A 20,848-nucleotide genomic window follows, 5' to 3' on the forward strand; every position below is an offset into this window, starting at 1 on the left:
AGGAGTCTTTATGAGCCGAACCATCCCCGAACCGGATCTGAACTACCTGCAAAAAGTGCTGCTGGAAATGCTCGCCATTCCCAGCCCCACCGGGTTTACCGACACCATCGTGCGCTACGTCGCCGAGCGCCTGGAAGAACTGGGCATCCCCTTTGAAATGACCCGGCGCGGCACCATCCGCGCCACCCTCAAAGGCCAGAAAAACAGCCCCGACCGTGCGGTATCGGCACACCTGGACACCATCGGCGCCGCCGTGCGCGCCATCAAGGACAACGGCCGCCTGAGCCTGGCGCCGGTGGGTTGCTGGTCGAGCCGCTTTGCCGAAGGCAGCCGCGTCAGCCTGTTTACCGATAACGGCGTGATCCGTGGCAGCGTGTTGCCGTTGATGGCCTCCGGGCACGCGTTCAATACCGCCGTGGATGAAATGCCGGTGAGCTGGGACCATGTCGAACTGCGTCTGGACGCCTACTGCGCAACCCGTGCCGACTGCGACTCCCTGGGGATTGGCATCGGTGACTATGTCGCCTTCGACCCACTGCCGGAATTCACCGAGAGCGGGCACATCAGCGCCCGGCACCTGGACGACAAAGCCGGCGTCGCTGCGCTGCTGGCCGCACTCAAGGCCATCATCGACAGTGGCGAGCCGTTGCTGATCGACTGCCATCCACTGTTCACCATCACCGAGGAAACCGGCAGTGGCGCAGCGGCCGCCCTGCCCTGGGACGTCAGTGAGTTCGTCGGCATCGATATCGCCCCGGTCGCCCCCGGCCAGCACTCCAGCGAGCATGCGGTGAGCGTAGCGATGCAGGATTCCGGCGGGCCGTATGACTATCACCTGTCGCGGCATTTGCTGCGCCTGGCGTCCGACCACGAGTTGCCGGTGCGCCGCGACCTGTTCCGCTACTACTTCAGTGACGCCCACTCGGCTGTCACCGCCGGCCACGATATCCGCACCGCGTTGCTGGCATTTGGGTGCGATGCGACCCACGGCTACGAGCGCACGCATATCGATAGCCTGGCGGCGCTGAGTCGTCTATTGGGTGCCTATATTCTCAGCCCGCCCGTGTTCGCCAGCGATGCACAGCCGGCACAGGGTTCTCTGGACCGGTTCAGTCACCAGATCGAGCACGAGACGCAGATGGAGAGCGACACGCGAGTGCCGTCGGTGGACAGCCTGGTGGGCAACAAGGCCTGAGACTGGCAACTACGGTCCCGGCGCAGTAGGATCGCCGGGATCCATCACCCGAGGCTTGTATGCTGATTCCCTACGATGCACTTGAAGTCGACACGCTGACGCGCCTGATCGAAGACTTCGTGACCCGCGACGGCACCGACAATGGCGACGACACGCCTCTGGAAACCCGCGTGCTGCGCGTGCGCCAGGCACTGACCAAGGGCCAGGCGCTGATCGTGTTCGATCCGGAAAGCGAGCAGTGCCAGTTGATGCTCAAGCACGACGTGCCCAAGCATCTGTTCGACTGACGTCAGAGATTGGGCACTGGCACCGGATGGGGGCTGGCGCCCTGGCGCTCGCGGATTTTCTGATGCACCTCCGCGCGATGTACATGCACCCCGGCCGGCGCTTCAACGCCGAACTTCACCTGGGTACCGTTCAACTCGAGGATGTGTACGGCGATGTCATCACCGATGGAGATGACTTCGCCTATGGCGCGGCTTAAGACCAGCATGGCGGTTGTCCTTTTAACAGTGAAAGGACCTCGACCATGCGCGCAGGCTGTGGTGCGCATCAATGGCTTGCCGTGAAATCAGGCGCTACCTACATCTACAGGTAAAATGCCTGACAGACCATTAGCGAATCAGCCCTTGGCAGCCTGGGCCTTGGCGCGCATTTTGTCGGCCATGCTGGTCATTTCGTCATACAGCAGCTGCGGGTTCTTCTGCTTCAACGCCCATGCCATGCGCCCCTGTTCGTGGGGCAGGATCATGAACTCGCCTTCCGCGACCCGCTGATAGATGTAGTCGGCGATATCCGCCGCCGAAATCGGCGAGCTTTCCAGCAGCTTGCCCACCTGGGCCTTCATGGCGGGGGTTGGCCCACGGAAAGAATCCAGCAGGTTGGTCTGGAAGAACGATGGGCACACCACATGCACACCGATTTCCTGCTGCTTGAGTTCCACCAGCAGACTCTCCGACAACGCCACCACACCGGCCTTGGCTACGTTGTAGTTGCTCATGGCCGGCCCTTGCATCAGTGCCGCCATGGAGGCGATGTTGATGATGCGGCCCTTGCTCTTTTCCAGCAACGGCAGGAACGCCTTGCAGCCCTTGACCACGCCCATCAGGTTGATTGCGATCTGCCAGTCCCAGTCCTCCAGGGACAACTCGGCAAAGAAGCCGCCTGACGCCACGCCCGCGTTGTTGACGATCACATCGATACCGCCGAGCTTGACCTCACAGGCCTGGGCGAATGCAGTGAGCTGGCTGTAGTCGCGCACGTCGCAGCGCTGGATAAAACCATCACCACCGGCGTCGCGTACCAGCCTCAGGGTTTCTTGCAGGCCGGGCTCGCTGACATCCGACAAGGCCAACTGCCAACCCTCACGGGCCCAGCGCAGAGCGATTTCACGACCCAGGCCGGACCCGGCGCCAGTGATCATCATGCGATTTTGCATAAGAAGTTGCCTTGTGGTTCACGGAAGAAGTGACCGGCAGTGTAGCGAAGGTTTTTCCTGCCCCCATCCACCATCAGAGTGATGAATGCCCGTGGCAAACCGTGGGCCGGGTCGGATGTTTGCTTATAGCCTAAGTTCAATATTTTTCAACTAATAGGTTTTAGTTGCGACGGCATTAAAAGAAATAAGCCTGTTTGCGAAATGCTTTAAAAAAATACTGAATTTTCTACGAAGGGCCACAGTCGGAGTTGTTAAGGCGTCCGTATTAATTACTCGGGCCTATCGTTAAACAACCGGTCTTTGCAGAAGGCCAATAAGGAAAAAAACCATGAGCCTCATTCTGATCATTATCCTGATCCTGCTGCTGGTCGGCGGTTTGCCAGTATTCCCTCACTCACGCAACTGGGGTTACGGCCCGTCGGGTATCCTCGGCGTGGTGCTGGTGGTGCTGCTGGTGCTGTTGTTGCTTGGTCGTATATAAACGCCAGGCAAAAAAAAGAGGCCCTTTAAAGGGCCTCTTTTTTTATGGCCGGTTAATTAGTCCGGCTTGCCGTTGACCACACCGGCGGTGTTATCCAACAAACTCTTTGTAGCCGTCTGCAGGAACGACTCAAGTTTCTGCTTCAAGGCTGCCTCGTCGGGCGAGTCAGGGATCACTTTACCGGTCGGGTTCGCGCCCAGTTCGTATTCCCACAACTTCGGTGGCATTTCCTTCGGCAACACCAGAATGCGGTCTGCCGTCACCAACGCCACGGTCTGATCGCTACCCGATGGCTTGATCACGCCAAAGCCTTTATCGCCTTCCGGCAGGTTCAGCAGGTCACGGCCCCAGCACTGGTGCAGGGTATCGCCACCAAGGCGGCCCATGATAGTCGGCACGATGTCGATCTGGGTGCCTACGGTGTGGTCACGCTCGCCAAACTTTTCCTGCATGCCTGGTGCGATCATCAGCATCGGCACGTTGAAACGGCCCAGGTCCATTTCGGTGATCTGCTGCTCGTTGCCGAAGCCATGGTCACCCACGATCACGAACAGGGTTTCCTTGAAGTACGGCTCCTTGCGGGCCTTCTCAAAGAACTGGCCCAATGCCCAGTCGGAGTAGCGCATGGCGGTCAAATGCTCGTTGAGGCTGCCACGATCGGTGACTTTCTCCACCGGCAATGGTGTCGGCAGCGCATACGGCGTGTGGTTGGACAGGGTTTGCAGCAACGCATAGAACGGCTTGCCGCCTTCACGCGCCTTGAGCTCTTCCAGGCCACGGTTGAACATGTCCTGGTCGGAAACGCCCCACGTCGGGTCGGAGAACACCGGGTCGACGAAGTCATTGCGACCGATGAAGTTGGTCATGCCCTGGTTGCTGAAGAAGCCCGACTGGTTGTCCCAGGCGAAATCGCCGTTGTACACATACACGTCGTCAAACTTGCGCGCGCTGAGCAACTGCGGCAGGCCCGACAGCTTGTGGCTGCCTTCGGGGGTCTGCATCAGGTATTCGAAGCCCGGCAGGTTCGGGAAGCACGCCATGGTGGCGAACATGCCCTGGTGGGTATGGGTGCCGTTGGAGAAGAAGCGGTCGAACAGCAGGCCTTCCTTGGACAGCTTGTCGAAGTACGGCGTGATGTTGCCCGGACGACCCAATGCGCCGACCGAGTGACCGGCGAAGCTCTCCATGAGGATCACGACCACGTTCTTGATCGGCAGCGTCTTCTCGGCCGGCGGCATGTAGTCGCGGCGCACGGCGGCGATGTCGGTATCCACCAGCTTCTCTTGCGGCAGCACCAGCATGTCACGCACGGTCTGGGTAGCCAGCGGCTGGTCGAGGGTGGCCTTCCAGATGTTTGAACGGTCTTCGCCGAACCGGGCTTTGGCCGCCGCAATCAGTGACAAGGTGCCATTGAGGCCCAACTGGTTGGCGAAGTTGGAGTCGGTGGTGTACACATCACCCCAACGCAGTGGAGGGCCTTGGCGCAGGGTGCCACGGATGGCGACCACGGCGATCAGCAGGCAGACCACGAACACCGCGATGCGCGTGTACCAAGGCGCCACCTGGCGGGTGCCGATGCTGCCACCGCTGAACGGGCCACGGGGACGTGTGGCGCGGTCGGCGCCTTTGAACGCCATGCTCAGGATCAACGTACCCACGGCCCAGGCCAGCAGGTAGCGCACTACCGGGAAACCGTACCAGAGCATGCTCATCACGGTCTTGGGGTCTTCCTTCACATACTGGAAGACCAGGCCGTTGAGGCGCTGGTGGAACTCGCGGTAGAAGTCCATTTCCATCAGGCCCAGGAACAGGGCAATGCTGGACGCGACGGTCAGCCATAGACGGAAGAACCCACGCGCGGCCATGGCGCGGACGCTGAACAGCGCCAGCAGCAGCGGGACCAACGCGTACATCACGAAGCGGATGTCAAAGCGCGTGCCATTGCCGAACGCTTCGAGGAAGGTCGAGGCCGGCGTGTCGAGGATCATTTCGCGGTTGTACACCAGCAGCGCCAGGCGCAGCAGGGAGAACATCACCATCATGACCAGTGCGCAGAGCAGCGTGTACGCCAGATGGGATTTGACGGTCGGTTGCAGCAGGCGATTAGAAGCTCGCTGCTGACTCAGGGCGTCCGGGTTTGCCATGTCGTTTCAGGACCCATTGGAAGTTTAAGTGACGAAGTAATGCAGTGGCGCGAATGGTGCCCGATCAACGGCGGCAAGGCTATTAATTACTGAACGTGCACCGGCGCTCCGCCTTTAGTGGCTCTTGAAATAGGGCCTTGGCAGGAAGATAAAGCCGGCGAATTGTCTTGGACGGGATGTGAAAATTTTGTGCAGCGAATATTTCGAAACACAAAATGAAATGAAGGGAAAAGCCATGGCCTGGCAGCTGCCGAGTCTGGGTTCGACAGCTGCCTGGTGGGCGGCGCGATCAGATCCGCACATTACCCCGCGGCCCGGCAATCGCCCAGATGATCAGGCCCAGCACCGGCAGCAGCAGGATCAACAGGATCCACAACACCTTGGCGCCCGTGCTTGCGCCGCTTTTGAACACGTTGATGATCGCCCAGATATCCAGCGCGAGGATGATCAGCCCGATCAAGCCATTAAAAGTGGAACCCATGGTGTCGCTCCTAAGTGAGGGCATGCCCTTGTAGGATAGTCAGCCCTGGCGGGGGTTCCGTTTTATTTCAGACGTGAACGGCCACTTTCAGCGCTTCCAGGGACGGTTCGCCCTTGATGCCGACTTCGGCGCACAGCTCCAGCACGCGCGGAAGATCGTTGCCGTAGACCAGTACCGCCTGGATTTCGTCATCCAGCAGTTGGCTGAAGTTGAGCAGCACATAGCCGCCATCCTCGGGGCTGAGGGCGCTCATCTGGATCTGGATGCGGTTGAGCGCGGTCAGGTCTTCGGTCTTGGCCAGTTGCTTGGGCTTGAGGTTGAACGCCACGCCGGGGCCGAACGACGCGACGATCTGCGCGAACAGGTCACCATAGGTGTCGGCCTGGAACAGTACGGTGTCCGGCAGGCTGCCGACCACCACCCACTCACCGAGTGGGATGGGGAAGGTGTCGTCGTAGTTGATATCCGGGTTGGCCGCCAGAAACGCGGCCGGGTCGGCGTAAGCCTGGGCCGCTTCATCGGCGATGCGCGCCACCTCGTCCTCGCCCATGACGCCGGCGCTGATTTTGCTGATGAGTTCGACGAGGGCGGTTTTCATGGAAATGATCCTGTAGCGGGCTGGCTTTTGAGGGCGCGTAGCCTACACCAGTTTCTGCAACTGCGCCGCCGTATCAACGGCGCCCATGGTCTGCGCGGCAGCCAGTGCGGTGGCGCCATTGGCGTCGGAGGCCTTGGGGTTGGCGCCCTGCCCCAGCAGGTAATCGACCATTTCCACGCGGTTGAACATCGCCGCCATCATCAACGCCGTACGGCCGTCGGAAGACACGGCATCCACCGGCGCACCCCCTTCAATCAGCGCCTTGACCACGTCCAGGTTGCCCTTGAACGCTGCACCAGCCATCGGCAGCTGGTTCTTGTCGTTGGCGATCTGCGGATCGGCCTTGAACTCCAGCAGCACTTTTACCGCCTCGGCGTGGCCGTGGTAGGCCGCGAGCATCAGCAGGGTGTCGCCGTTATGGTTGCGAAAGTTGGCCGGCAAGCCCTTGGCCAGCAGCGCAGCGAGCATGGCGGCGTCGCCTTTACGGGCAACGTCGAAGACCTGTTCGGCAAATTCGGCGGCTTCGTCTTCGGTCATTTGTTTGGCTTGGTCTGACATGTGGGGCTCCTTGTCTGGTGCTGTATATGGCGCCCAGTGTCGCGAGGGAGTTCCCAACTGTCATGACTTTTTTGTCAAAAGCGGCCATAGGCAGAATCAATAGCGCTGCTTTAATAACCAGCCCTTTCAAGGTGGCTGATACCCTTCCATTAAGGTTGAACACTGCAACTGTGGCGAGCGGGCTTGCCCCGCGTTGGGTTGCGCAGCGACCCTGGAAGGAGGAATGCGGTGAGTCAGGCACTCTTCGGGCGCTGGTTTTGGGGCTGCTTCGCAGCCCAACGCGGAGCAAGCCCGCTCGCCACAGGGGACTTATCGCCAGTTCGATCCAAGGCCTTGAAAGGACTACCTTTAATAACGGAAATGCCCAGCCTGGATCTGCGCCAGCAATTGCTCGGTGACCGGCACATAACTGTCCGACCCCGGCAGCCAGGCGTAGACCGGGTCATTGCCGGCCTTGTCCGGGTCGAAGGCTTCCTCCTTGAGCCGCACCTTCTGGTATTTGAAGGTGCCGGTGGTTTCCATCTTCACCTTGATCCGCAGGAACAACGGCACGGCGTAGTGCGGCAACTGACCATGAGCGAACTGCAGCAACTCGCGCATGTCCAGGGCAGCCAGCGATTCGCTCGGGGTGATGGCGACCATGCCAGCGCGGCCATTGGTGTTTTCGATTTCCACGCCATAGGCCACGACTTCAGCGATCTGCGGGTGTTGCAGCAGGATGTTTTCCACTTCCGTGGTGGAGACGTTTTCACCCTTCCAGCGATAGGTATCGCCCAGGCGGTCGACAAACTGTGCATGGCCGAAGCCGATGCTGCGCACCAGGTCGCCGGTATTGAAGTAGCGGTCGCCCTTCTCGAACACATCCGTGAGGATCACCTTGCGGTTTTTTTCCGGGTCGGTGTAACCGTCATAGGGCGACTTCTCATCGATCCTGGCCAGCAACAAGCCCTGCCCGCCGGTCTTCACTTTGCGCATGAAACCATCGCTGTCACGGATCGGCTCACCGCTGTCGTGGGCGTAGTCCACCAACGCCCAGTGTTGCAGGCAAAAGCCGACGGTGTTGTCGAAATTCAATATGTTGGTGAAACCGATATTACCGTCGCTGGCGGCATACAGTTCACAGACATGCTCCACGCCGTAGCGCGCCTTGAACTGTGCCCACACGCCAGGACGCAGGCCATTGCCAACCATCTTGGTCACGCGGTGGTCACGGTCGTTTCCGGTGACTGGCTGATCGAGCAGATAGCGGCATAGTTCACCGACATAACCGAGGGTGGTCGCCTTGAATTTGCGCGCATCCTCCCAGAACTGGCTGGCGCTGAACTTGCGCCGGATAGCGAACCCGGACGCGCCGACAATCGCCGAGCCCCAGCACACGCAGAGGCCGGTGGCGTGATACAGCGGCAGGGTGCAATAAAGAACATCCTCCGGCCCCATGTCCAGCGCAATGCTGCCGAAGCTGACAGCGGTCTTGGTCCAGCGACCGTGCTTCATGATGCCGGCCTTGGGCAGCCCGGTGGTGCCGGAGGTATAGATATAGAAGCAGGGGTCGTTGAAGAAAATCTGCGCGGTACTCGGCGGGTTGTCCACCGGGCATCCGGCGATGGCCGCCATCAGGTCACAGTAACCGTCGGGCACCGCATTGGCCTGCTGGTCCGCGACAAACCAGGTCCGTTCAACAGGAATGCTCACCTGCTCACGTACCGCGTCATAAGAAGCCACCAGTTCCGCACCGGCCACAATCGCCACCGGGTTCACCAGGTTGAGACTGTGCAGCAGCGCCGCCTGGGTTTGCGCAGTATTGAGCATCGCGCAGATGCCGCCCAGCTTGGCCACGGCCAGCACGCTCAGCAGCAACTCGGGACGGTTTTCGATAAAGATCGCCACCACGTCGCCCTTACCGATGCCCTGGGCTTGCAGATGATGGGCTATGCGGTTGGCCTGCTGGTTGGCTGAGGTGTAGTTGAGTACGCGGTCGCCGTACAACAAGGCCGTGCCATGCGGGTTACGCAGGGTGGCTTGTTCAAAATGCCAGCCCAGGCCACAGGGTTGAGCGGGGTCGGTGACATTGGCGGCCCGCATGCCGCGCACCACGCGTGGCAAAGCGCGAACAATGGCCGGCACCTTCCGCAGCATCATGCCCCAGGTGATCATGTCGTTTTGCGCGTGGCTCATGGGAACGTCCTTTTTCTTATTGTGCGTAAACCTTGCAGAAAAGTACGTCAGGCCCTCTTCGGCTGTACACGCAGGATTTGAAAAGTTTTGTATCCCGATAAGCGAGCGCTGAAAAAAGGAATTTAGCCAGGCAGAGGGAGTCTTTATGAGTAATGGCCTCCCTGCTCGACCCTGCCAAGCAACGCAAAATGCAGGATGCATGATGGCCATTCATGCAAATTGCACGAATCCGAAAATTTATAATTTTTATAAGTTATTGATTTATAACGATATTTATTTAAATCACTAGCTGGCACAATCACTGCACCTATCTCTCCATGCTTGCCAACTTGAGCCAACGGAGCTGATAGACATGAGCCTGATCCAAGATAAATTCGCTTCAGTATTCTCCAACTACGATGTCACCACCCAGCCTCGTCCAGACGGCGGCATCCTGCTGACCCTGCGCAACAGCGAGGGTAAACAGGTCAAGCGTTCGATCTCATACCAGCAATTGCACACTGCCGACCAGCTGACATGGGTTATCAGCGCCATTCGCCGCGACCTGGCAGAACAGGCCAGCGAGCTGCCGCAGATTTCGATGCTGCAAAGTCAGAACCGCTTTGCCCTGCCGACCTACCACTCGGCTTAAGCTCCAGATACTCAAAAGGGCCGCGACGCCTCTAGCGTCGCGGCCCTTTTTTTGGCTTCAACACAGCCCTTGGCGGCTGGCTTCGTTGACGGCCTGTACCCGATTCGTCACTTCCAGCTTGCAATAGATATTGCGCAGGTGGAACTTCACGGTTGCTTCGGAGGTGGCGCGTATCTGGCTGATCTCCCAGACAGTCTTGCCTTCCGAAGCCCAGCGCAGGATTTCCAACTCCGCCGGCGTCAGGGCCTTGCCCGCCAGGTTCAAACGTCGCCTGATTGCATTAGGCACCGAATACGGCGGTAGATACGATTCCTTGGGGCCGCTCATTAGATCCTCTCCTTTTTCTGGCTCATGCCGCACCACCTTCGGATTCCTCCTATTGACAGGTGACATAAACATTGATGCCGCAGAGGGTTACATAACGAATGGTATTAAGGCGCAGGCCAGCGCATAAACATCCGAGCCTTACAGAAGTTTAAGTTTCTTCCCACAGCAACTTCCAACCTTCAGGGGTTGTAGTTTTTGATAGGTGGGGATTAGTCGTCGAGGCCGGGAAAACGACGGGCAATATCGTCCTCGGTGAACTCCGGTATACATTCTTCAGCCTTACTGCACAGGCGCAGCGTGACAAAGTGCGGGTTCTCCCCCATGTCAATCCAGTGCGGCATACCGGCCGGGATCACCAGCAGGTCGTTTTTCTCACAACGCACAGCGTATACGTAAGCGCCTATGTGCAGGGAAAACAGGCCCTGGCCGGCGATGATGAACCGCACGGCATCTTCGCTGTAGCGGCGCTCGGCAAGAAAACCCGCACGCACCTCGGCCTTCTGGAGATGATCCTCCGTCACCTTGAGCACCCACGCATCTGCGTAGCCCGAGGCCTGAATCTGCGCCTTGTACGCCGCAATCAATTGCGCATCTGTGGCCCCCTTCTCGATAGGGACGGGTTGCCAACGCTCGAAACGCACGCCGTGCTCGGCCAGGGTCGCAACAATATCCTCGTAGTGGGTGAGGACCTTGTTCGGGGTGTCCGGTGAAGCAACGGAGTAGACGGCGACATAGCTCATTGAAGGGTTCCTTGGTTCTGCTCGTGCAATCGAAGACCGATGATAAGGGCGGCGGCCAGGGCCGCGACGCTCGCGATGCTGAAGGTCAGGGTCGGCCCCAACAGGTTCCAGCTGTAGCCGGCATACAGCGCACCCAGCGCACCGCCGGTGCCGGCCAGGGCGGCGTAAAGCGCCTGGCCCTGGCCTTGTTGGCGGTCACCAAAACTGCGTTGTACAAAGGCAATCGAGGCCGCATGAAAGCTGCCGAACGTGGCGGCGTGCATCACCTGCGCCAGCAACAGCACCCAGAAATACTCGGCAAACGACCCTAGCAGCAACCAGCGCAGCGCCGCCAACAGGAAACTCGCCAGCAGTACCCGACGCACCGAAAAGCGCGTGAGGATGCGGCTCATGCCCAGGAACATCAACACTTCCGCCACGACCCCCAGGGCCCACAGCATGCCGATCACACCCCGGCTGTAACCCAGGTGTTCCAGATGCAGTGTGAGGAAGGTGTAGTACGGACCGTGGCTCAGTTGCATCAATGCCACGCAGGCATAAAACGCCAGCACGCCGGGGCTGCGCAATTGCTTGAGGAAGCCGTCGCCCGCCAGACGATTACCCTGGGTCGTGGGCTGCGCATTCGGCACCCACAGGCTGGCGCCGATAATCCCCGCCATGATCACCACGACCACCACCGGGTAGATATCCAGGCTCAACCAGTCGAACAGGCGCCCCATGATCACCACGGTGAGGATGAATCCGATGGAGCCCCACAGGCGAATCTGGCTGTAGCGTGACGTCTGCTTTTGCAAGTGCGCGAGGGTGATGACTTCGAACTGCGGCAGTACCGCGTGCCAGAAGAACGCATGCAGCGCCATCACCAGGGCCAGCCAGGCGTAGGTGTGGCTGACGAAGATCAGCGAAAAACTCGCCAGGGTGCACACCGCGCCAAATCGCACGATGGCCAGGCGCCGGCCGGTGTAGTCGCCCAGCCAGCCCCACAGGTTGGGCGCCACGCAGCGCATCAGCATGGGGATGGCCACCAGCTCGCCGATGCGCGCGCTGGAGAATCCCAGGTGATCGAAGTACAGCGCCAGGAACGGCGCGGTCGCCCCCAGGAGGGCGAAGTAGAACAGGTAGAAGCTGGAGAGGCGCCAGTATGGGAGGGAGGGAGTCATGTCAGGGACTGCTGCGCAGCCCAGCGCGAGCAAGCTCGCTGACCACAGGTCACAGCTGGCCCAGCACCGGCGTACTCACGCGCACATCGGCGTTTTGCCCGCGATTGCGCAACAGGTGGTCCATCAACACGATGGCCATCATCGCTTCGGCGATCGGCGTGGCGCGGATGCCGACGCACGGGTCGTGGCGGCCTTTGGTGATCACATCCACCGGGTTGCCGTGCACATCGATGGAACGGCCCGGCGTGGTGATGCTCGACGTGGCCTTGAGCGCCAGGTGCGCCACAATCGGCTGGCCCGAGGAAATACCGCCGAGGATGCCGCCCGCGTTGTTGCTGAGGAAACCTTGCGGGGTCAGTTCGTCGCGGTGCTCGGTGCCACGCTGGGACACACAGGCGAAACCGGCGCCGATTTCAACGCCCTTGACCGCGTTGATGCTCATCAGCGCATGGGCCAGTTCCGCATCGAGGCGGTCGAAGATCGGTTCGCCCAGGCCCGGCTTCACGCCTTCGGCCACCACGGTGATCCTGGCGCCGACAGAGTCCTGGTCGCGGCGCAACTGGTCCATATAGGCTTCCAGTTCCGGCACTTTGTCCGGGTCCGGGCTGAAGAAGGCATTGTCTTCAACGCTGTCCCAGGTCTTGAACGGGATTTCAATCGGGCCCAGTTGGCTCATGTAGCCACGGATCACGATGCCCTGGGTGGCCAGGTATTTCTTGGCGATGGCACCGGCGGCCACACGCATGGCGGTTTCGCGAGCCGAACTACGGCCGCCGCCACGGTAGTCGCGCTCGCCGTATTTGTGGTGGTAGGTGTAGTCGGCGTGGGCCGGGCGGAACAGGTCCTTGATCGCCGAGTAGTCCTTGGACTTCTGGTCGGTGTTGCGGATCAGCAGGCCGATGGAGCAGCCGGTGGTGCGGCCTTCGAACACGCCGGAGAGGATCTCGACTTCGTCGGGCTCCTGGCGCTGGGTGGTGTGGCGGCTGGTGCCGGGCTTGCGGCGGTCGAGGTCACGCTGCAGGTCTTCCAGGGACAGCTCGAGGCCGGGCGGGCAGCCGTCGACAATGGCGACCAACGCCGGGCCATGGCTTTCGCCCGCGGTGGTGACAGTGAACAGCTTGCCGAAGGTATTGCCGGACATGCAGGGCGCTCCGTGAAATCAGTTGAATCAAGTCAACCGTAATAACTTAAGGCGGCCAGTATACGCAGGCTAACCGAGTAGTTCATCCTCGAAACCTTACCGGTAGACCTTGGTCCAACCGGCACCTTCCTCATGATGGCGCGATGATGCTGCGAGTTCTGCTTTTGACCCTCACCCTGTTTTCCAGTGTTGGCTTCGCCGCCTCCCCTGTCGTGCTGCAAAGGCCCATCAGCCTGGACACCGGCAGTGGCGAGCTGTTTGGCTCACTCTTGTTGCCCAAATCCGACAGGCCAGTCCCGGTTGTACTGATCATCCCTGGCTCCGGCCCCACCGACCGCAACGGCAACAGTGCCGACGGCGCGCGCAACGACAGCCTCAAGCGCCTCGCCTGGGTGCTGGCGCGGCACAACATCGCCAGCGTGCGCTACGACAAGCGCGGCGTCGCGGCCAGCCTGGCGGCCACGCCGGATGAACGCAACCTGACCCTGGATGCCTACGTGGCCGATGCCGTGGCCTGGGGCAAGTTGCTCAAGACCGACCAACGCTTTGGCCCGCTGATTGTGCTGGGCCATAGCGAAGGGGCGTTGGTGGCGGCCCTCGCCGCGCCGCAACTGGACCCGGCCGGCGTCATTTCGTTGTCCGGCAGTGCGCGCCCGGTGGACCAGGTGATCCGCCAGCAATTGGCCGATCACCTGCCCCCTGCCCTGTTGCTGCGCAGCAACGAGATCCTCGATCACCTCAAGGCCGGCCAGGTGGACGCCGATGTACCCGGCCCGCTGGAAGGGATTTTCCGCCCCAGCGTACAGCCTTATCTGATCAGCCTGTTCCGTGCCGACCCTTCGGCCGCGTTCGCCCAGTTGCGCATGCCCGCGCTGATCATCCAGGGCACAAACGATATCCAGGTGGGTGTGGGCGACGCCCAGCAATTGAAAAAGGCCAAGCCCGACGCACAGCTGGCGGTGATCGAAGGCATGAACCACGTGATGCGCATCGTGCCCAACGACGTGAAGCAGCAATTGGCCTCCTACAACGATCCGCAACTGCCCCTTGCCGCCGAGCTGGGCAGCCGCGTCGTGCGCTTTATCGACGGACTTCAACCCCGTTAAGCGACAATTTGCCTCCAGTCCTGGGAAAAACGGCCGATAAGCCCTGGGTCGACAGCAAAAAGACTGTCGGCTTGCTGGGCTTGGACAGGATCGCGCCGCATGACAACCACTGAAGCAACACCGGAATCCACCGCCGACACCCCGGCAGAAAAAACCGAGGCCGTCGACGCGGCGCCCTTGCCGTGGGCGGATGTCCAGGCCGAGCATTTCAAGATGCTGCGCCTGGCGCCCCTGGCCACCGACCGCGCCACCGGCGTGCGACCGTTGCGGTTCGTGCAGTTCGGCTACGCCGAGCGCAATGACAAACACCACAGCCTGCTGCGCATGGTCATCCAACTGCCGGGGCAGCGCGTGCGCCGTGAGCAGAACCACTTGGATATCTGGGTCGACCACGACAAGCACCGTGTGCACTTCGGCCCGGGCAACAGCCTGGAAATCGAACCGGCCAACCGGGGTATCGGCCGTTTTCTGGTGGCCCAGGGCGCCGCATGGGCGAAGAAGAAGTGGTCACACTACCGCGTCGACGGCGTCGACCTGGCCAACAAAGATGCGTTGAACGAGGCCACCCGCCTGCGCCGCGATCACTTCCTGCGCATCCAGGGCTTTGATGTGGCCTACGCCGATGTGCAACACCTCAAAGGTAACGTGCAGCCGGGCAAGGTCGGTGATGTGCTGGACAGTTGGAACACCGAGAAGGTGCAGTTCGTGGAAATTCTCGAAGCCGCGCAGATGCTGCAACAGGCCGAGCAGAACCTGGCCGAGCAGGAAGTGAAGCTGCGCAAGGAAGAGGAAAAGGTCACCAAGTTCAAGCGTGAGGACAGCGGGTTGCGCTTTACCATCACCTGCCTGGTGGCGTTTACGGTGTTTCAGGCGGGGTTGTTGATCTGGATTGCTACCCACCGCTGAAATCAGTCTATGCCTTGAAATAAGGTCTGAATGTGGGAGGAGGCTTGCCCCCTCCCACATTGGCCCTATTCGTTCAGTAAGATGGGTTAAACGCGGGCGGCGAAGACGGCCTGATGTTGACGGCATTGCTCAGCCGTCAACATGAACACCCCATGCCCACCGCGCTGGAAGTCCAGCCAGGCGAAGTCCACTTCCGGGTACAGCGCCTCGACGTGCACCTGGCTGTTGCCCACCTCCACGATCAGCAAGCCCTTCTCGGTCAGGTGGTCCGCCGCTTCGGCCAGCATGCGCCGCACCAGGTTCAAGCCATCGTCACCACAGGCCAGGCCCAGCTCCGGTTCGTGTTGGTACTCATCCGGCATGTCGGCGAAATCTTCGGCATCCACATACGGCGGGTTCGACACGATCAGGTCAAAACGCTGGCCCGGAAGGCCGTCGAAACCGTCACCCTGCACGGTGTAGACGCGCTCATCGACGCCATGGCGCTCGATATTCTGGTTGGCCACTTCCAAGGCTTCGAAGGACAGGTCGCCCAGCACCACTTCGGCGTCCTGAAACTCGTAGGCGCAGGCAATACCGATGCAGCCGGAGCCGGTGCACAGGTCGAGGATGCGGGCGGGCGGCTGGGCCAGCCAGGGTTCGAAGCGGTTTTCGATCAGCTCGCCAATCGGCGAACGCGGGATCAGCACGCGCTCGTCGACGATGAACGACATGCCGCAGAACCACGCCTCATTCAATAGGTACGCGGTGGGTACGCGCTCATGGATGCGCCGATGCAGCAAACGTTGCACATGGGAGACTTCCTCTTCCTCCAGATTGCAGTCCAGATAACTGTCGGCAATTTCCCATGGCAGGTTCAAGGCGCCGAGCACTAATTGGCGGGCTTCGTCCCAGGCATTGTCGGTGCCATGCCCGAAAAACAGGTCTTCCCCATGGAAACGGCTGACAGCCCAACGAATATGGTCGCGCAAAGTGCGCAGGCGGGATGTGATCACGGGGACAAGCTCCTGGAAAAAACGACTGACGATTCTAACAGCCTTCACCTGTACCGACGATGTACGAAAACCCGCGCCCACCCGTCGGATTTCATCCAAATTGCCATCATTGTGTTAAACAGGCCCACCTCTTGACATGGCTGCACGTCAACAACGGCGTACCTTACGATGGTAGCGATTCACAGAACCGCTCAGCCAGTGGACAATGTCGCAAAAGCCCCCCTCACAGGAGCCCCAGAATGTCCGTTCCAAAGACGATGTTTCAACTCAGCGGTCGTGGTTACGCAGCAGCGAACCTCAGCCATGCGACCCTCGTGATCATCGACGCCCAGAAGGAATACCTCAGCGGCCCGCTCGCCCTCTCAGGCATGGACGCGGCCGTTGGTAACATCAAGCAACTGGTCGCCGCAGCGCGCAACGCCGGGCGCCCGATCGTGCATGTGCGTCACCTGGGCACCGTTGGCGGCTTGTTCGACCCTCAAGGCGAACGGGGTGAGTTCATCCCGGGACTCGAGCCTGAGGGCGACGAAACCATCATCGGCAAACTGTTGCCCAGCGCATTTCACGGCACCGGCCTGGAAAAACACCTGCAGGACCTCGGTTCCCTGGACCTGATCGTCTGTGGTTTCATGAGCCACTCCAGCGTCAGCACCACCGTGCGTGCCGCCAAGAACCTGGGCTTTCGCTGCACCCTGGTGGAAGACGCCTGCGCCACCCGCGACCTGCCTTACAAAGGCGGCATCCTCAGCGCCGAGCACGTACAGCAGACCGAAATGGCCATCATGGCCGACAACTTCGCCACCCTGGCGTTGACCAAAGATCTGATCTGATCGACCGTCTGATGAGCGGTGCGGCAATGTTTATTGCCCCGCTCATCCGCAAAGCCTTTTCATTTGGCGCATTTACCCCTCGTCCCGGAACAACCTGTGTATTGTCCGGTCGAAGGGCCGATACCCTGGAGGAAAGGTCGGAATGAAGATATCCGATGGTTTTGATGCTCGTCGCTTGCGCCCCAAGGGCCCGAGCAACTGGCGTCTGCGCCTGGTGGCCGGCATCGCCGCGCTGCTGGCGATCGTAGGTCTACTGTTGGCCGGCGCTGGTGGCGCCGGTCTGTCTGGTCACTCGCCGGCCCTTGGCGAGCTGAATGCCAGCCCTGGCGGCTCGGCTATCCTGTTGGGGATCGGGCTGCTGGTACTGTGGCTGGGCGTATGGTTGTGGCGGCGCAGCCGTCGGAAAATGCGCCAGCCGTTGTCGCTTAATATCGCTTCGCACCTGATGAAAAAACACGACTGATGGCGCTTGGATAGCGTTTCCTGCGCCCCGGCCGCCGCGATTTAGGTAAACTGCCCGCCCTTCGCGGAGGCTGACATGCAAGACGACGATTTTTCCCTGTTCAAAAACGAGCTGCGCGGCGTCAAGCCGATCAAGCACGACCGCGCCGACACTGGCAAACCCAAGGCCGACCGCGCACAGATCGCCAAGCTGCGCCAGGCCGCGACCGTGCGCACCGATGCCACCACCGTGGATGGCCTGTCGGACCAGTTCGTGATCGACGTCGGCCCCGAGGACGAGCTGATGTGGGCCCGCGACGGTGTGCAGGAAAGCCAGATGCGCAAGCTCAAGATCGGCCAGATCCCGTTCGAAGGCAGCCTCGACCTGCACGGCATGACCGTGGAAAAAGCCCGAGAGACCCTGTGGGCCTTCCTCGCCGAAGCCACCAAGTTCGAAATCCGCTGCGTGCGCGTCACCCACGGCAAGGCCGTGCGGCTGGACGGCAAGCGGCCGATGATCAAGAGCCATGTCAACACCTGGCTGCGCCAGCACGCCCAGGTACTCGGCTTTACCTCGTGCCAGGCTCGTCACGGCGGCGCGGGGGCGGTGTATGTGATGCTCAAGCGGACCATGATGGAAGGGCGCGACGAGTAACAAGTGCCATCGTCAGGCTTGCAGCGATGTGCCCGCCACCGTAACCTTGCGCTTTGCGAAAATCCCACAGGTAGTTTCATGTCCCTGGAACAGAATTACACCGCGATCCTCGGCCAACTCGGCGAGGACGTTTCCCGCGAGGGCCTGCTCGACACGCCAAAGCGTGCCGCCAAGGCGATGCAGTACCTCTGCCGCGGCTATGAGCAGACACTGGAAGAAGTCACCAACGGTGCCTTGTTCAGCTCCGACAACAGCGAAATGGTGCTGGTCAAGGACATCGAGTTGTACTCGCTGTGCGAACACCACCTGCTGCCGTTTATCGGCAAGGCGCACGTTGCCTACATCCCGAGCGGCAAAGTGCTGGGCCTGTCGAAGGTCGCGCGGATTGTCGACATGTATGCGCGCCGCCTGCAGATCCAGGAAAACCTCAGCCGCCAGATCGCTGACGCGGTGATGCAAGTCACCGGTGCCCTGGGCGTGGCCGTGGTGATTGAAGCCAAGCACATGTGCATGATGATGCGCGGTGTGGAGAAACAGAATTCGTCGATGATCACTTCGGTGATGCTGGGTGAGTTCCGCGAAAACGCGGCGACCCGCAGCGAATTCCTCAGCCTGATCAAATAACGGGCTGCGTAGGAAAAGACCGGCGTTCATCGCCGGTTTTTTTTCGCCCGCAGAATTCAGGTAAGCTGCCGCCCCTCAGTTATGGGCAAGAGGTTTACACCATGTTGGTCAAAGCACTTCGAGTCGGCCTCGGCCAGATCATCATCGCGGGCGACTTCCTGACCCGTCCCCGCAAAAAACAGCGACCCGCCGAACAGCAGGCACAGGTGAATGCAGCGGCCAAGGAACTGACCCTGTATCAGTTCCACGCTTGCCCGTTCTGCGTGAAGACCCGCCGCACCCTGCACCGCTTGAATGTGCCGGTGGCGTTGAAGGACGCGAAGAACAACGCGCAGGACCGCCAGACCCTGCTGGAGCAAGGCGGCAAGATCAAGGTGCCGTGCCTGCGTATTGAAGAGAATGGCCAGACCACCTGGATGTATGACTCCAAGGTGATCATCGACTACCTCGACAAACGTTTCGCTGCGGTCTGACAGACACTGGATAACCAATGTGGGAGTGGGCTTGCCCCCGATGGTGGTGTATCAGTCAACTTATGTGTAACTGACACTCTGCTATCGGGGGCAAGCCCCCTCCCACATTTACGGTATTTACAGGTCGAGATCCAATAATGCTGAGCCCAGGCACTTGCCATGGGCATCCAGCGCCAGCGAGCGGGTGACGCCGCCGCGCAGGATGCCTGGCAGCACGAAGTTCAGTGCCTGCACATTCGCCAGCTCATAGCGCCGCACCGGTGCGGCGCCTGGCTCCAGTAGATCCGCAAAAAACTCGGCCACACGCTCAGCCGTCAGCTGCTCACAGAGCAATGGGTAATCTTGCGCACGATAGGCAATGATCGAAATGTTCGACGTGTCGCCCTTATCCCCCGTGCGGGAATGGGCCAGTGTGTGCAGCTTCATGCTTCGATCCTCGGGTTGACCGCATCACGCGGCAGCAGCAACGACGCCACCGCCACCACCTGCCGCACGCTCTTGCTCGCGCCGCCGCCACCGGACGGGCCGTTGGTGTAAAGGGTTTCCACTTCGTTGCCGACGCGCACCGCTTCGCTGCGCTCTTCACAACGAGCCGCCACGCGCAGGCGCACTTCCCAGGGCTCCACCGTGCTGCGCGGGCCGTGCAGCGCGTCCATGCCGATCAGTTCGGCACGCACGTCCTGCATCTTCACCCCCATCAACTCAAGGCGCTTGAGCACGACATCCCGCGCCAGCTGTGCCCGAGCGACAGCACCAGGGCCACCGTAGGACATCTGCCCTTCACCGATCCATCCGTCCAGAAAGCCAACACTCACCTTCAACCGTTCGGGACGCGAGCGACCACCAGCCCCTTGGGCACGAACGCGATCCGCGCCCTCCTCGACAAAGCCCACCTGGGAAAAATCGGCTGTTACATCCGGCGTCAGATAGGCCGCCGGGTCATGCACTTCGTAGATCAGTTGCTCGGTGCAGGTGGCACGGCTGACCCGCCCACCGGAGCCGGTGACCTTGGTGATCACGGCTTCACCGTCGGCATCAATCTCGGCCAAAGGAAAGCCCAGCCGCGCCAGGTCATCTACATCCTTGAAACCCGGATCGGCAAAGTAGCCGCCGCTGACTTGCCCGGCACATTCGAGCAAATGCCCCACCAAGGTGCCGCGCCCCAGCCGCTGCCAATCGTCCGCCGCCCAGCCGAACTCAAACATCTGCGGCGCCAGGAACAGCGAAGGGTCTGCCACGCGCCCGGTGATCACCACGTCGGCATCGGCGCGCAATGCCTGCAGAATGCCGTCGACGCCCAGGTAGGCATTCGCCGAGATCAACCGCTGCCCCAGGGCGCCTACGGTCTGGCCGTTATCCAACAAAAAATCAGGCTGCAACATCGTCAACACATCGTCGCCCACCACAGCGAGTACCTTGAGCTCCAGGCCCAACTCAACAGCAATTCGCCGCACTTCGGCCGCCGCCGAGACTGGATTGGCCGCGCCCATATTGGTGACCACCCGCAAGCGACGGCGCCCGGGTTTCACGCCCACAAAGGGCAGCACGCGCTGCATGCGCTCACTCAGCAGCGGGTCGTAACCGCCCTGCGGATCGCTGATACGCGCCTGTTGCGCCAGGGCAATCGTGCGTTCAGCCAGGCACTCGAACACCAGGTAATCCAGGTCGCCGTGTTCGGCCAACTCGACCGCAGGTTCGATACGGTCACCGGAATAGCCGGCACCAGAACCGATGCGCAAGGTTTTCATC

The 20,848-nt window shown here is 60.8% G+C and carries 25 protein-coding genes; 11 read left to right on the plus strand and 14 right to left on the minus strand.

From position 1 onward, the window contains the following. The first annotated feature begins 10 nt into the window (after positions 1–10). On the plus strand, positions 11–1,195 hold the full coding sequence (locus ACZ445_RS21165) for an osmoprotectant NAGGN system M42 family peptidase (RefSeq protein WP_058424613.1): 1,185 nt from the start codon (positions 11–13) through the stop codon (positions 1,193–1,195). Between the two features lie 59 nt (positions 1,196–1,254). Beyond that, complete coding sequence (locus tag ACZ445_RS21170; protein ID WP_003192759.1) at positions 1,255–1,482, plus strand: YheU family protein; 228 nt, start codon at positions 1,255–1,257, stop codon at positions 1,480–1,482. A 2-nt stretch (positions 1,483–1,484) separates the two neighbouring features. Here ACZ445_RS21170 and csrA read toward each other — a convergent pair whose 3' ends face one another. Beyond that, positions 1,485–1,688 carry a carbon storage regulator CsrA gene (gene csrA / locus ACZ445_RS21175; RefSeq protein WP_058424614.1) on the minus strand — a complete coding sequence of 68 codons (204 nt, stop codon included), beginning with the start codon at positions 1,686–1,688 and terminating at the stop codon, positions 1,485–1,487. Positions 1,689–1,817: 129 nt separating this feature from the next. After that, the gene (locus ACZ445_RS21180) at positions 1,818–2,633 is read right to left on the minus strand and encodes an SDR family oxidoreductase (RefSeq protein ID WP_058424615.1); all 816 of its coding nucleotides are present in this window, start codon (positions 2,631–2,633) and stop codon (positions 1,818–1,820) included. 328 nt (positions 2,634–2,961) lie between these two features. Here ACZ445_RS21180 and ACZ445_RS21185 point away from each other — a divergent pair, with 328 nt between their 5' ends. Continuing rightward, on the plus strand, positions 2,962–3,114 hold the full coding sequence (locus tag ACZ445_RS21185; protein WP_015885095.1) for a DUF3309 family protein: 153 nt from the start codon (positions 2,962–2,964) through the stop codon (positions 3,112–3,114). A gap of 56 nt (positions 3,115–3,170) precedes the next feature. Here ACZ445_RS21185 and ACZ445_RS21190 read toward each other — a convergent pair whose 3' ends face one another. The 5 genes from ACZ445_RS21190 to ACZ445_RS21210 all read right to left on the minus strand — a co-directional run bounded on the left by ACZ445_RS21190 (position 3,171) and on the right by ACZ445_RS21210 (position 9,070). Next, a complete protein-coding gene (locus ACZ445_RS21190) occupies positions 3,171–5,258 on the minus strand; it encodes an LTA synthase family protein (RefSeq protein WP_058424616.1) in 2,088 nt (695 codons plus the stop codon). 289 nt (positions 5,259–5,547) lie between these two features. Continuing rightward, positions 5,548–5,739: a PLDc N-terminal domain-containing protein gene (locus ACZ445_RS21195; protein ID WP_003172956.1), complete on the minus strand. Its 192-nt coding sequence runs from the start codon at positions 5,737–5,739 to the stop codon at positions 5,548–5,550. Between the two features lie 67 nt (positions 5,740–5,806). After that, on the minus strand, positions 5,807–6,337 hold the full coding sequence (locus ACZ445_RS21200; protein ID WP_071492765.1) for a hypothetical protein: 531 nt from the start codon (positions 6,335–6,337) through the stop codon (positions 5,807–5,809). Between the two features lie 42 nt (positions 6,338–6,379). Continuing rightward, positions 6,380–6,895 carry an ankyrin repeat domain-containing protein gene (locus ACZ445_RS21205; protein WP_464707527.1) on the minus strand — a complete coding sequence of 172 codons (516 nt, stop codon included), beginning with the start codon at positions 6,893–6,895 and terminating at the stop codon, positions 6,380–6,382. 348 nt (positions 6,896–7,243) lie between these two features. Continuing rightward, positions 7,244–9,070, minus strand: a complete 1,827-nt coding sequence (locus tag ACZ445_RS21210; RefSeq protein WP_179028426.1) for a long-chain-acyl-CoA synthetase — start codon at positions 9,068–9,070, stop codon at positions 7,244–7,246. A gap of 352 nt (positions 9,071–9,422) precedes the next feature. Between ACZ445_RS21210 and ACZ445_RS21215 the strand changes: the two genes are divergently transcribed. After that, positions 9,423–9,701, plus strand: a complete 279-nt coding sequence (locus tag ACZ445_RS21215; RefSeq protein ID WP_003172952.1) for a DUF3509 domain-containing protein — start codon at positions 9,423–9,425, stop codon at positions 9,699–9,701. 57 nt (positions 9,702–9,758) lie between these two features. Here the strand turns inward: ACZ445_RS21215 and ACZ445_RS21220 are convergent, their stop codons facing one another. The 4 genes from ACZ445_RS21220 to aroC form a co-directional block, all read right to left on the minus strand. Beyond that, on the minus strand, positions 9,759–10,028 hold the full coding sequence (locus tag ACZ445_RS21220) for a response regulator transcription factor (protein WP_058424620.1): 270 nt from the start codon (positions 10,026–10,028) through the stop codon (positions 9,759–9,761). Positions 10,029–10,237: 209 nt separating this feature from the next. Then, positions 10,238–10,768 carry an acireductone dioxygenase gene (locus ACZ445_RS21225; RefSeq protein ID WP_464707528.1) on the minus strand — a complete coding sequence of 177 codons (531 nt, stop codon included), beginning with the start codon at positions 10,766–10,768 and terminating at the stop codon, positions 10,238–10,240. Continuing rightward, entirely contained in the window at positions 10,765–11,928 is a 1,164-nt protein-coding gene (locus ACZ445_RS21230; protein ID WP_058424622.1) for an MFS transporter, read from the minus strand. Before ACZ445_RS21230 ends, ACZ445_RS21225 begins: the two co-directional genes overlap by 4 nt. A gap of 49 nt (positions 11,929–11,977) precedes the next feature. Continuing rightward, positions 11,978–13,069: a chorismate synthase gene (gene aroC, locus ACZ445_RS21235; protein WP_179040850.1), complete on the minus strand. Its 1,092-nt coding sequence runs from the start codon at positions 13,067–13,069 to the stop codon at positions 11,978–11,980. Positions 13,070–13,212: 143 nt separating this feature from the next. Here aroC and ACZ445_RS21240 point away from each other — a divergent pair, with 143 nt between their 5' ends. Both ACZ445_RS21240 and ACZ445_RS21245 read left to right on the plus strand, forming a co-directional pair. Continuing rightward, positions 13,213–14,175, plus strand: coding sequence for an alpha/beta hydrolase (locus ACZ445_RS21240; protein ID WP_310863991.1), 963 nt, complete (start codon positions 13,213–13,215; stop codon positions 14,173–14,175). Positions 14,176–14,274: 99 nt separating this feature from the next. Then, positions 14,275–15,081, plus strand: a complete 807-nt coding sequence (locus ACZ445_RS21245; protein WP_058424625.1) for a hypothetical protein — start codon at positions 14,275–14,277, stop codon at positions 15,079–15,081. Positions 15,082–15,167: 86 nt separating this feature from the next. Here ACZ445_RS21245 and prmB read toward each other — a convergent pair whose 3' ends face one another. Beyond that, positions 15,168–16,076: a 50S ribosomal protein L3 N(5)-glutamine methyltransferase gene (gene prmB, locus ACZ445_RS21250; protein WP_071490767.1), complete on the minus strand. Its 909-nt coding sequence runs from the start codon at positions 16,074–16,076 to the stop codon at positions 15,168–15,170. A 239-nt stretch (positions 16,077–16,315) separates the two neighbouring features. On the opposite strand from prmB, the gene ACZ445_RS21255 reads away from it, so the two are divergent. The 5 genes from ACZ445_RS21255 to ACZ445_RS21275 all read left to right on the plus strand — a co-directional run bounded on the left by ACZ445_RS21255 (position 16,316) and on the right by ACZ445_RS21275 (position 19,099). Further along, entirely contained in the window at positions 16,316–16,906 is a 591-nt protein-coding gene (locus ACZ445_RS21255) for a cysteine hydrolase family protein (protein ID WP_025855010.1), read from the plus strand. Positions 16,907–17,048: 142 nt separating this feature from the next. Continuing rightward, positions 17,049–17,369, plus strand: coding sequence for a hypothetical protein (locus ACZ445_RS21260; RefSeq protein WP_058424627.1), 321 nt, complete (start codon positions 17,049–17,051; stop codon positions 17,367–17,369). 75 nt (positions 17,370–17,444) lie between these two features. Then, positions 17,445–18,002, plus strand: coding sequence for a Smr/MutS family protein (locus ACZ445_RS21265; protein ID WP_058424628.1), 558 nt, complete (start codon positions 17,445–17,447; stop codon positions 18,000–18,002). 78 nt (positions 18,003–18,080) lie between these two features. Then, on the plus strand, positions 18,081–18,626 hold the full coding sequence (gene folE / locus ACZ445_RS21270) for a GTP cyclohydrolase I FolE (protein WP_003442011.1): 546 nt from the start codon (positions 18,081–18,083) through the stop codon (positions 18,624–18,626). A gap of 101 nt (positions 18,627–18,727) precedes the next feature. Beyond that, positions 18,728–19,099 (plus strand): glutathione S-transferase N-terminal domain-containing protein, encoded by a 372-nt coding sequence (locus tag ACZ445_RS21275; protein WP_058424630.1) that lies wholly within the window; start codon positions 18,728–18,730, stop codon positions 19,097–19,099. Positions 19,100–19,216: 117 nt separating this feature from the next. On the opposite strand, the gene ACZ445_RS21280 is transcribed toward ACZ445_RS21275, so the two are convergent. After that, positions 19,217–19,525 carry an AtuA-related protein gene (locus ACZ445_RS21280; RefSeq protein ID WP_058424631.1) on the minus strand — a complete coding sequence of 103 codons (309 nt, stop codon included), beginning with the start codon at positions 19,523–19,525 and terminating at the stop codon, positions 19,217–19,219. Next, a complete protein-coding gene (locus ACZ445_RS21285) occupies positions 19,522–20,847 on the minus strand; it encodes an acyclic terpene utilization AtuA family protein (RefSeq protein WP_058424632.1) in 1,326 nt (441 codons plus the stop codon). Before ACZ445_RS21285 ends, ACZ445_RS21280 begins: the two co-directional genes overlap by 4 nt. Position 20,848 lies beyond the last annotated feature (1 nt).

The sequence above is a fragment of the Pseudomonas allii genome (assembly GCF_055380095.1).

Excerpts from the sequence above, each read along its gene's own strand:
- ACZ445_RS21165 (WP_058424613.1), top strand. The coding sequence starts at position 11 with ATGAGCCGAACCATCCCCGAACCGGATCTGAACTACCTGCAAAAAGTG.
- ACZ445_RS21170 (WP_003192759.1), top strand. The coding sequence starts at position 1,255 with ATGCTGATTCCCTACGATGCACTTGAAGTCGACACGCTGACGCGCCTG.
- csrA (WP_058424614.1), bottom strand. The coding sequence starts at position 1,688 with ATGCTGGTCTTAAGCCGCGCCATAGGCGAAGTCATCTCCATCGGTGAT.
- ACZ445_RS21180 (WP_058424615.1), bottom strand. The coding sequence starts at position 2,633 with ATGCAAAATCGCATGATGATCACTGGCGCCGGGTCCGGCCTGGGTCGT.
- ACZ445_RS21185 (WP_015885095.1), top strand. The coding sequence starts at position 2,962 with ATGAGCCTCATTCTGATCATTATCCTGATCCTGCTGCTGGTCGGCGGT.
- ACZ445_RS21190 (WP_058424616.1), bottom strand. The coding sequence starts at position 5,258 with ATGGCAAACCCGGACGCCCTGAGTCAGCAGCGAGCTTCTAATCGCCTG.
- ACZ445_RS21195 (WP_003172956.1), bottom strand. The coding sequence starts at position 5,739 with ATGGGTTCCACTTTTAATGGCTTGATCGGGCTGATCATCCTCGCGCTG.
- ACZ445_RS21200 (WP_071492765.1), bottom strand. The coding sequence starts at position 6,337 with ATGAAAACCGCCCTCGTCGAACTCATCAGCAAAATCAGCGCCGGCGTC.
- ACZ445_RS21205 (WP_464707527.1), bottom strand. The coding sequence starts at position 6,895 with ATGTCAGACCAAGCCAAACAAATGACCGAAGACGAAGCCGCCGAATTT.
- ACZ445_RS21210 (WP_179028426.1), bottom strand. The coding sequence starts at position 9,070 with ATGAGCCACGCGCAAAACGACATGATCACCTGGGGCATGATGCTGCGG.
- ACZ445_RS21215 (WP_003172952.1), top strand. The coding sequence starts at position 9,423 with ATGAGCCTGATCCAAGATAAATTCGCTTCAGTATTCTCCAACTACGAT.
- ACZ445_RS21220 (WP_058424620.1), bottom strand. The coding sequence starts at position 10,028 with ATGAGCGGCCCCAAGGAATCGTATCTACCGCCGTATTCGGTGCCTAAT.
- ACZ445_RS21225 (WP_464707528.1), bottom strand. The coding sequence starts at position 10,768 with ATGAGCTATGTCGCCGTCTACTCCGTTGCTTCACCGGACACCCCGAAC.
- ACZ445_RS21230 (WP_058424622.1), bottom strand. The coding sequence starts at position 11,928 with ATGACTCCCTCCCTCCCATACTGGCGCCTCTCCAGCTTCTACCTGTTC.
- aroC (WP_179040850.1), bottom strand. The coding sequence starts at position 13,069 with ATGTCCGGCAATACCTTCGGCAAGCTGTTCACTGTCACCACCGCGGGC.
- ACZ445_RS21240 (WP_310863991.1), top strand. The coding sequence starts at position 13,213 with ATGATGCTGCGAGTTCTGCTTTTGACCCTCACCCTGTTTTCCAGTGTT.
- ACZ445_RS21245 (WP_058424625.1), top strand. The coding sequence starts at position 14,275 with ATGACAACCACTGAAGCAACACCGGAATCCACCGCCGACACCCCGGCA.
- ACZ445_RS21255 (WP_025855010.1), top strand. The coding sequence starts at position 16,316 with ATGTCCGTTCCAAAGACGATGTTTCAACTCAGCGGTCGTGGTTACGCA.
- ACZ445_RS21260 (WP_058424627.1), top strand. The coding sequence starts at position 17,049 with ATGAAGATATCCGATGGTTTTGATGCTCGTCGCTTGCGCCCCAAGGGC.
- ACZ445_RS21265 (WP_058424628.1), top strand. The coding sequence starts at position 17,445 with ATGCAAGACGACGATTTTTCCCTGTTCAAAAACGAGCTGCGCGGCGTC.
- folE (WP_003442011.1), top strand. The coding sequence starts at position 18,081 with ATGTCCCTGGAACAGAATTACACCGCGATCCTCGGCCAACTCGGCGAG.
- ACZ445_RS21275 (WP_058424630.1), top strand. The coding sequence starts at position 18,728 with ATGTTGGTCAAAGCACTTCGAGTCGGCCTCGGCCAGATCATCATCGCG.
- ACZ445_RS21280 (WP_058424631.1), bottom strand. The coding sequence starts at position 19,525 with ATGAAGCTGCACACACTGGCCCATTCCCGCACGGGGGATAAGGGCGAC.
- ACZ445_RS21285 (WP_058424632.1), bottom strand. The coding sequence starts at position 20,847 with ATGAAAACCTTGCGCATCGGTTCTGGTGCCGGCTATTCCGGTGACCGT.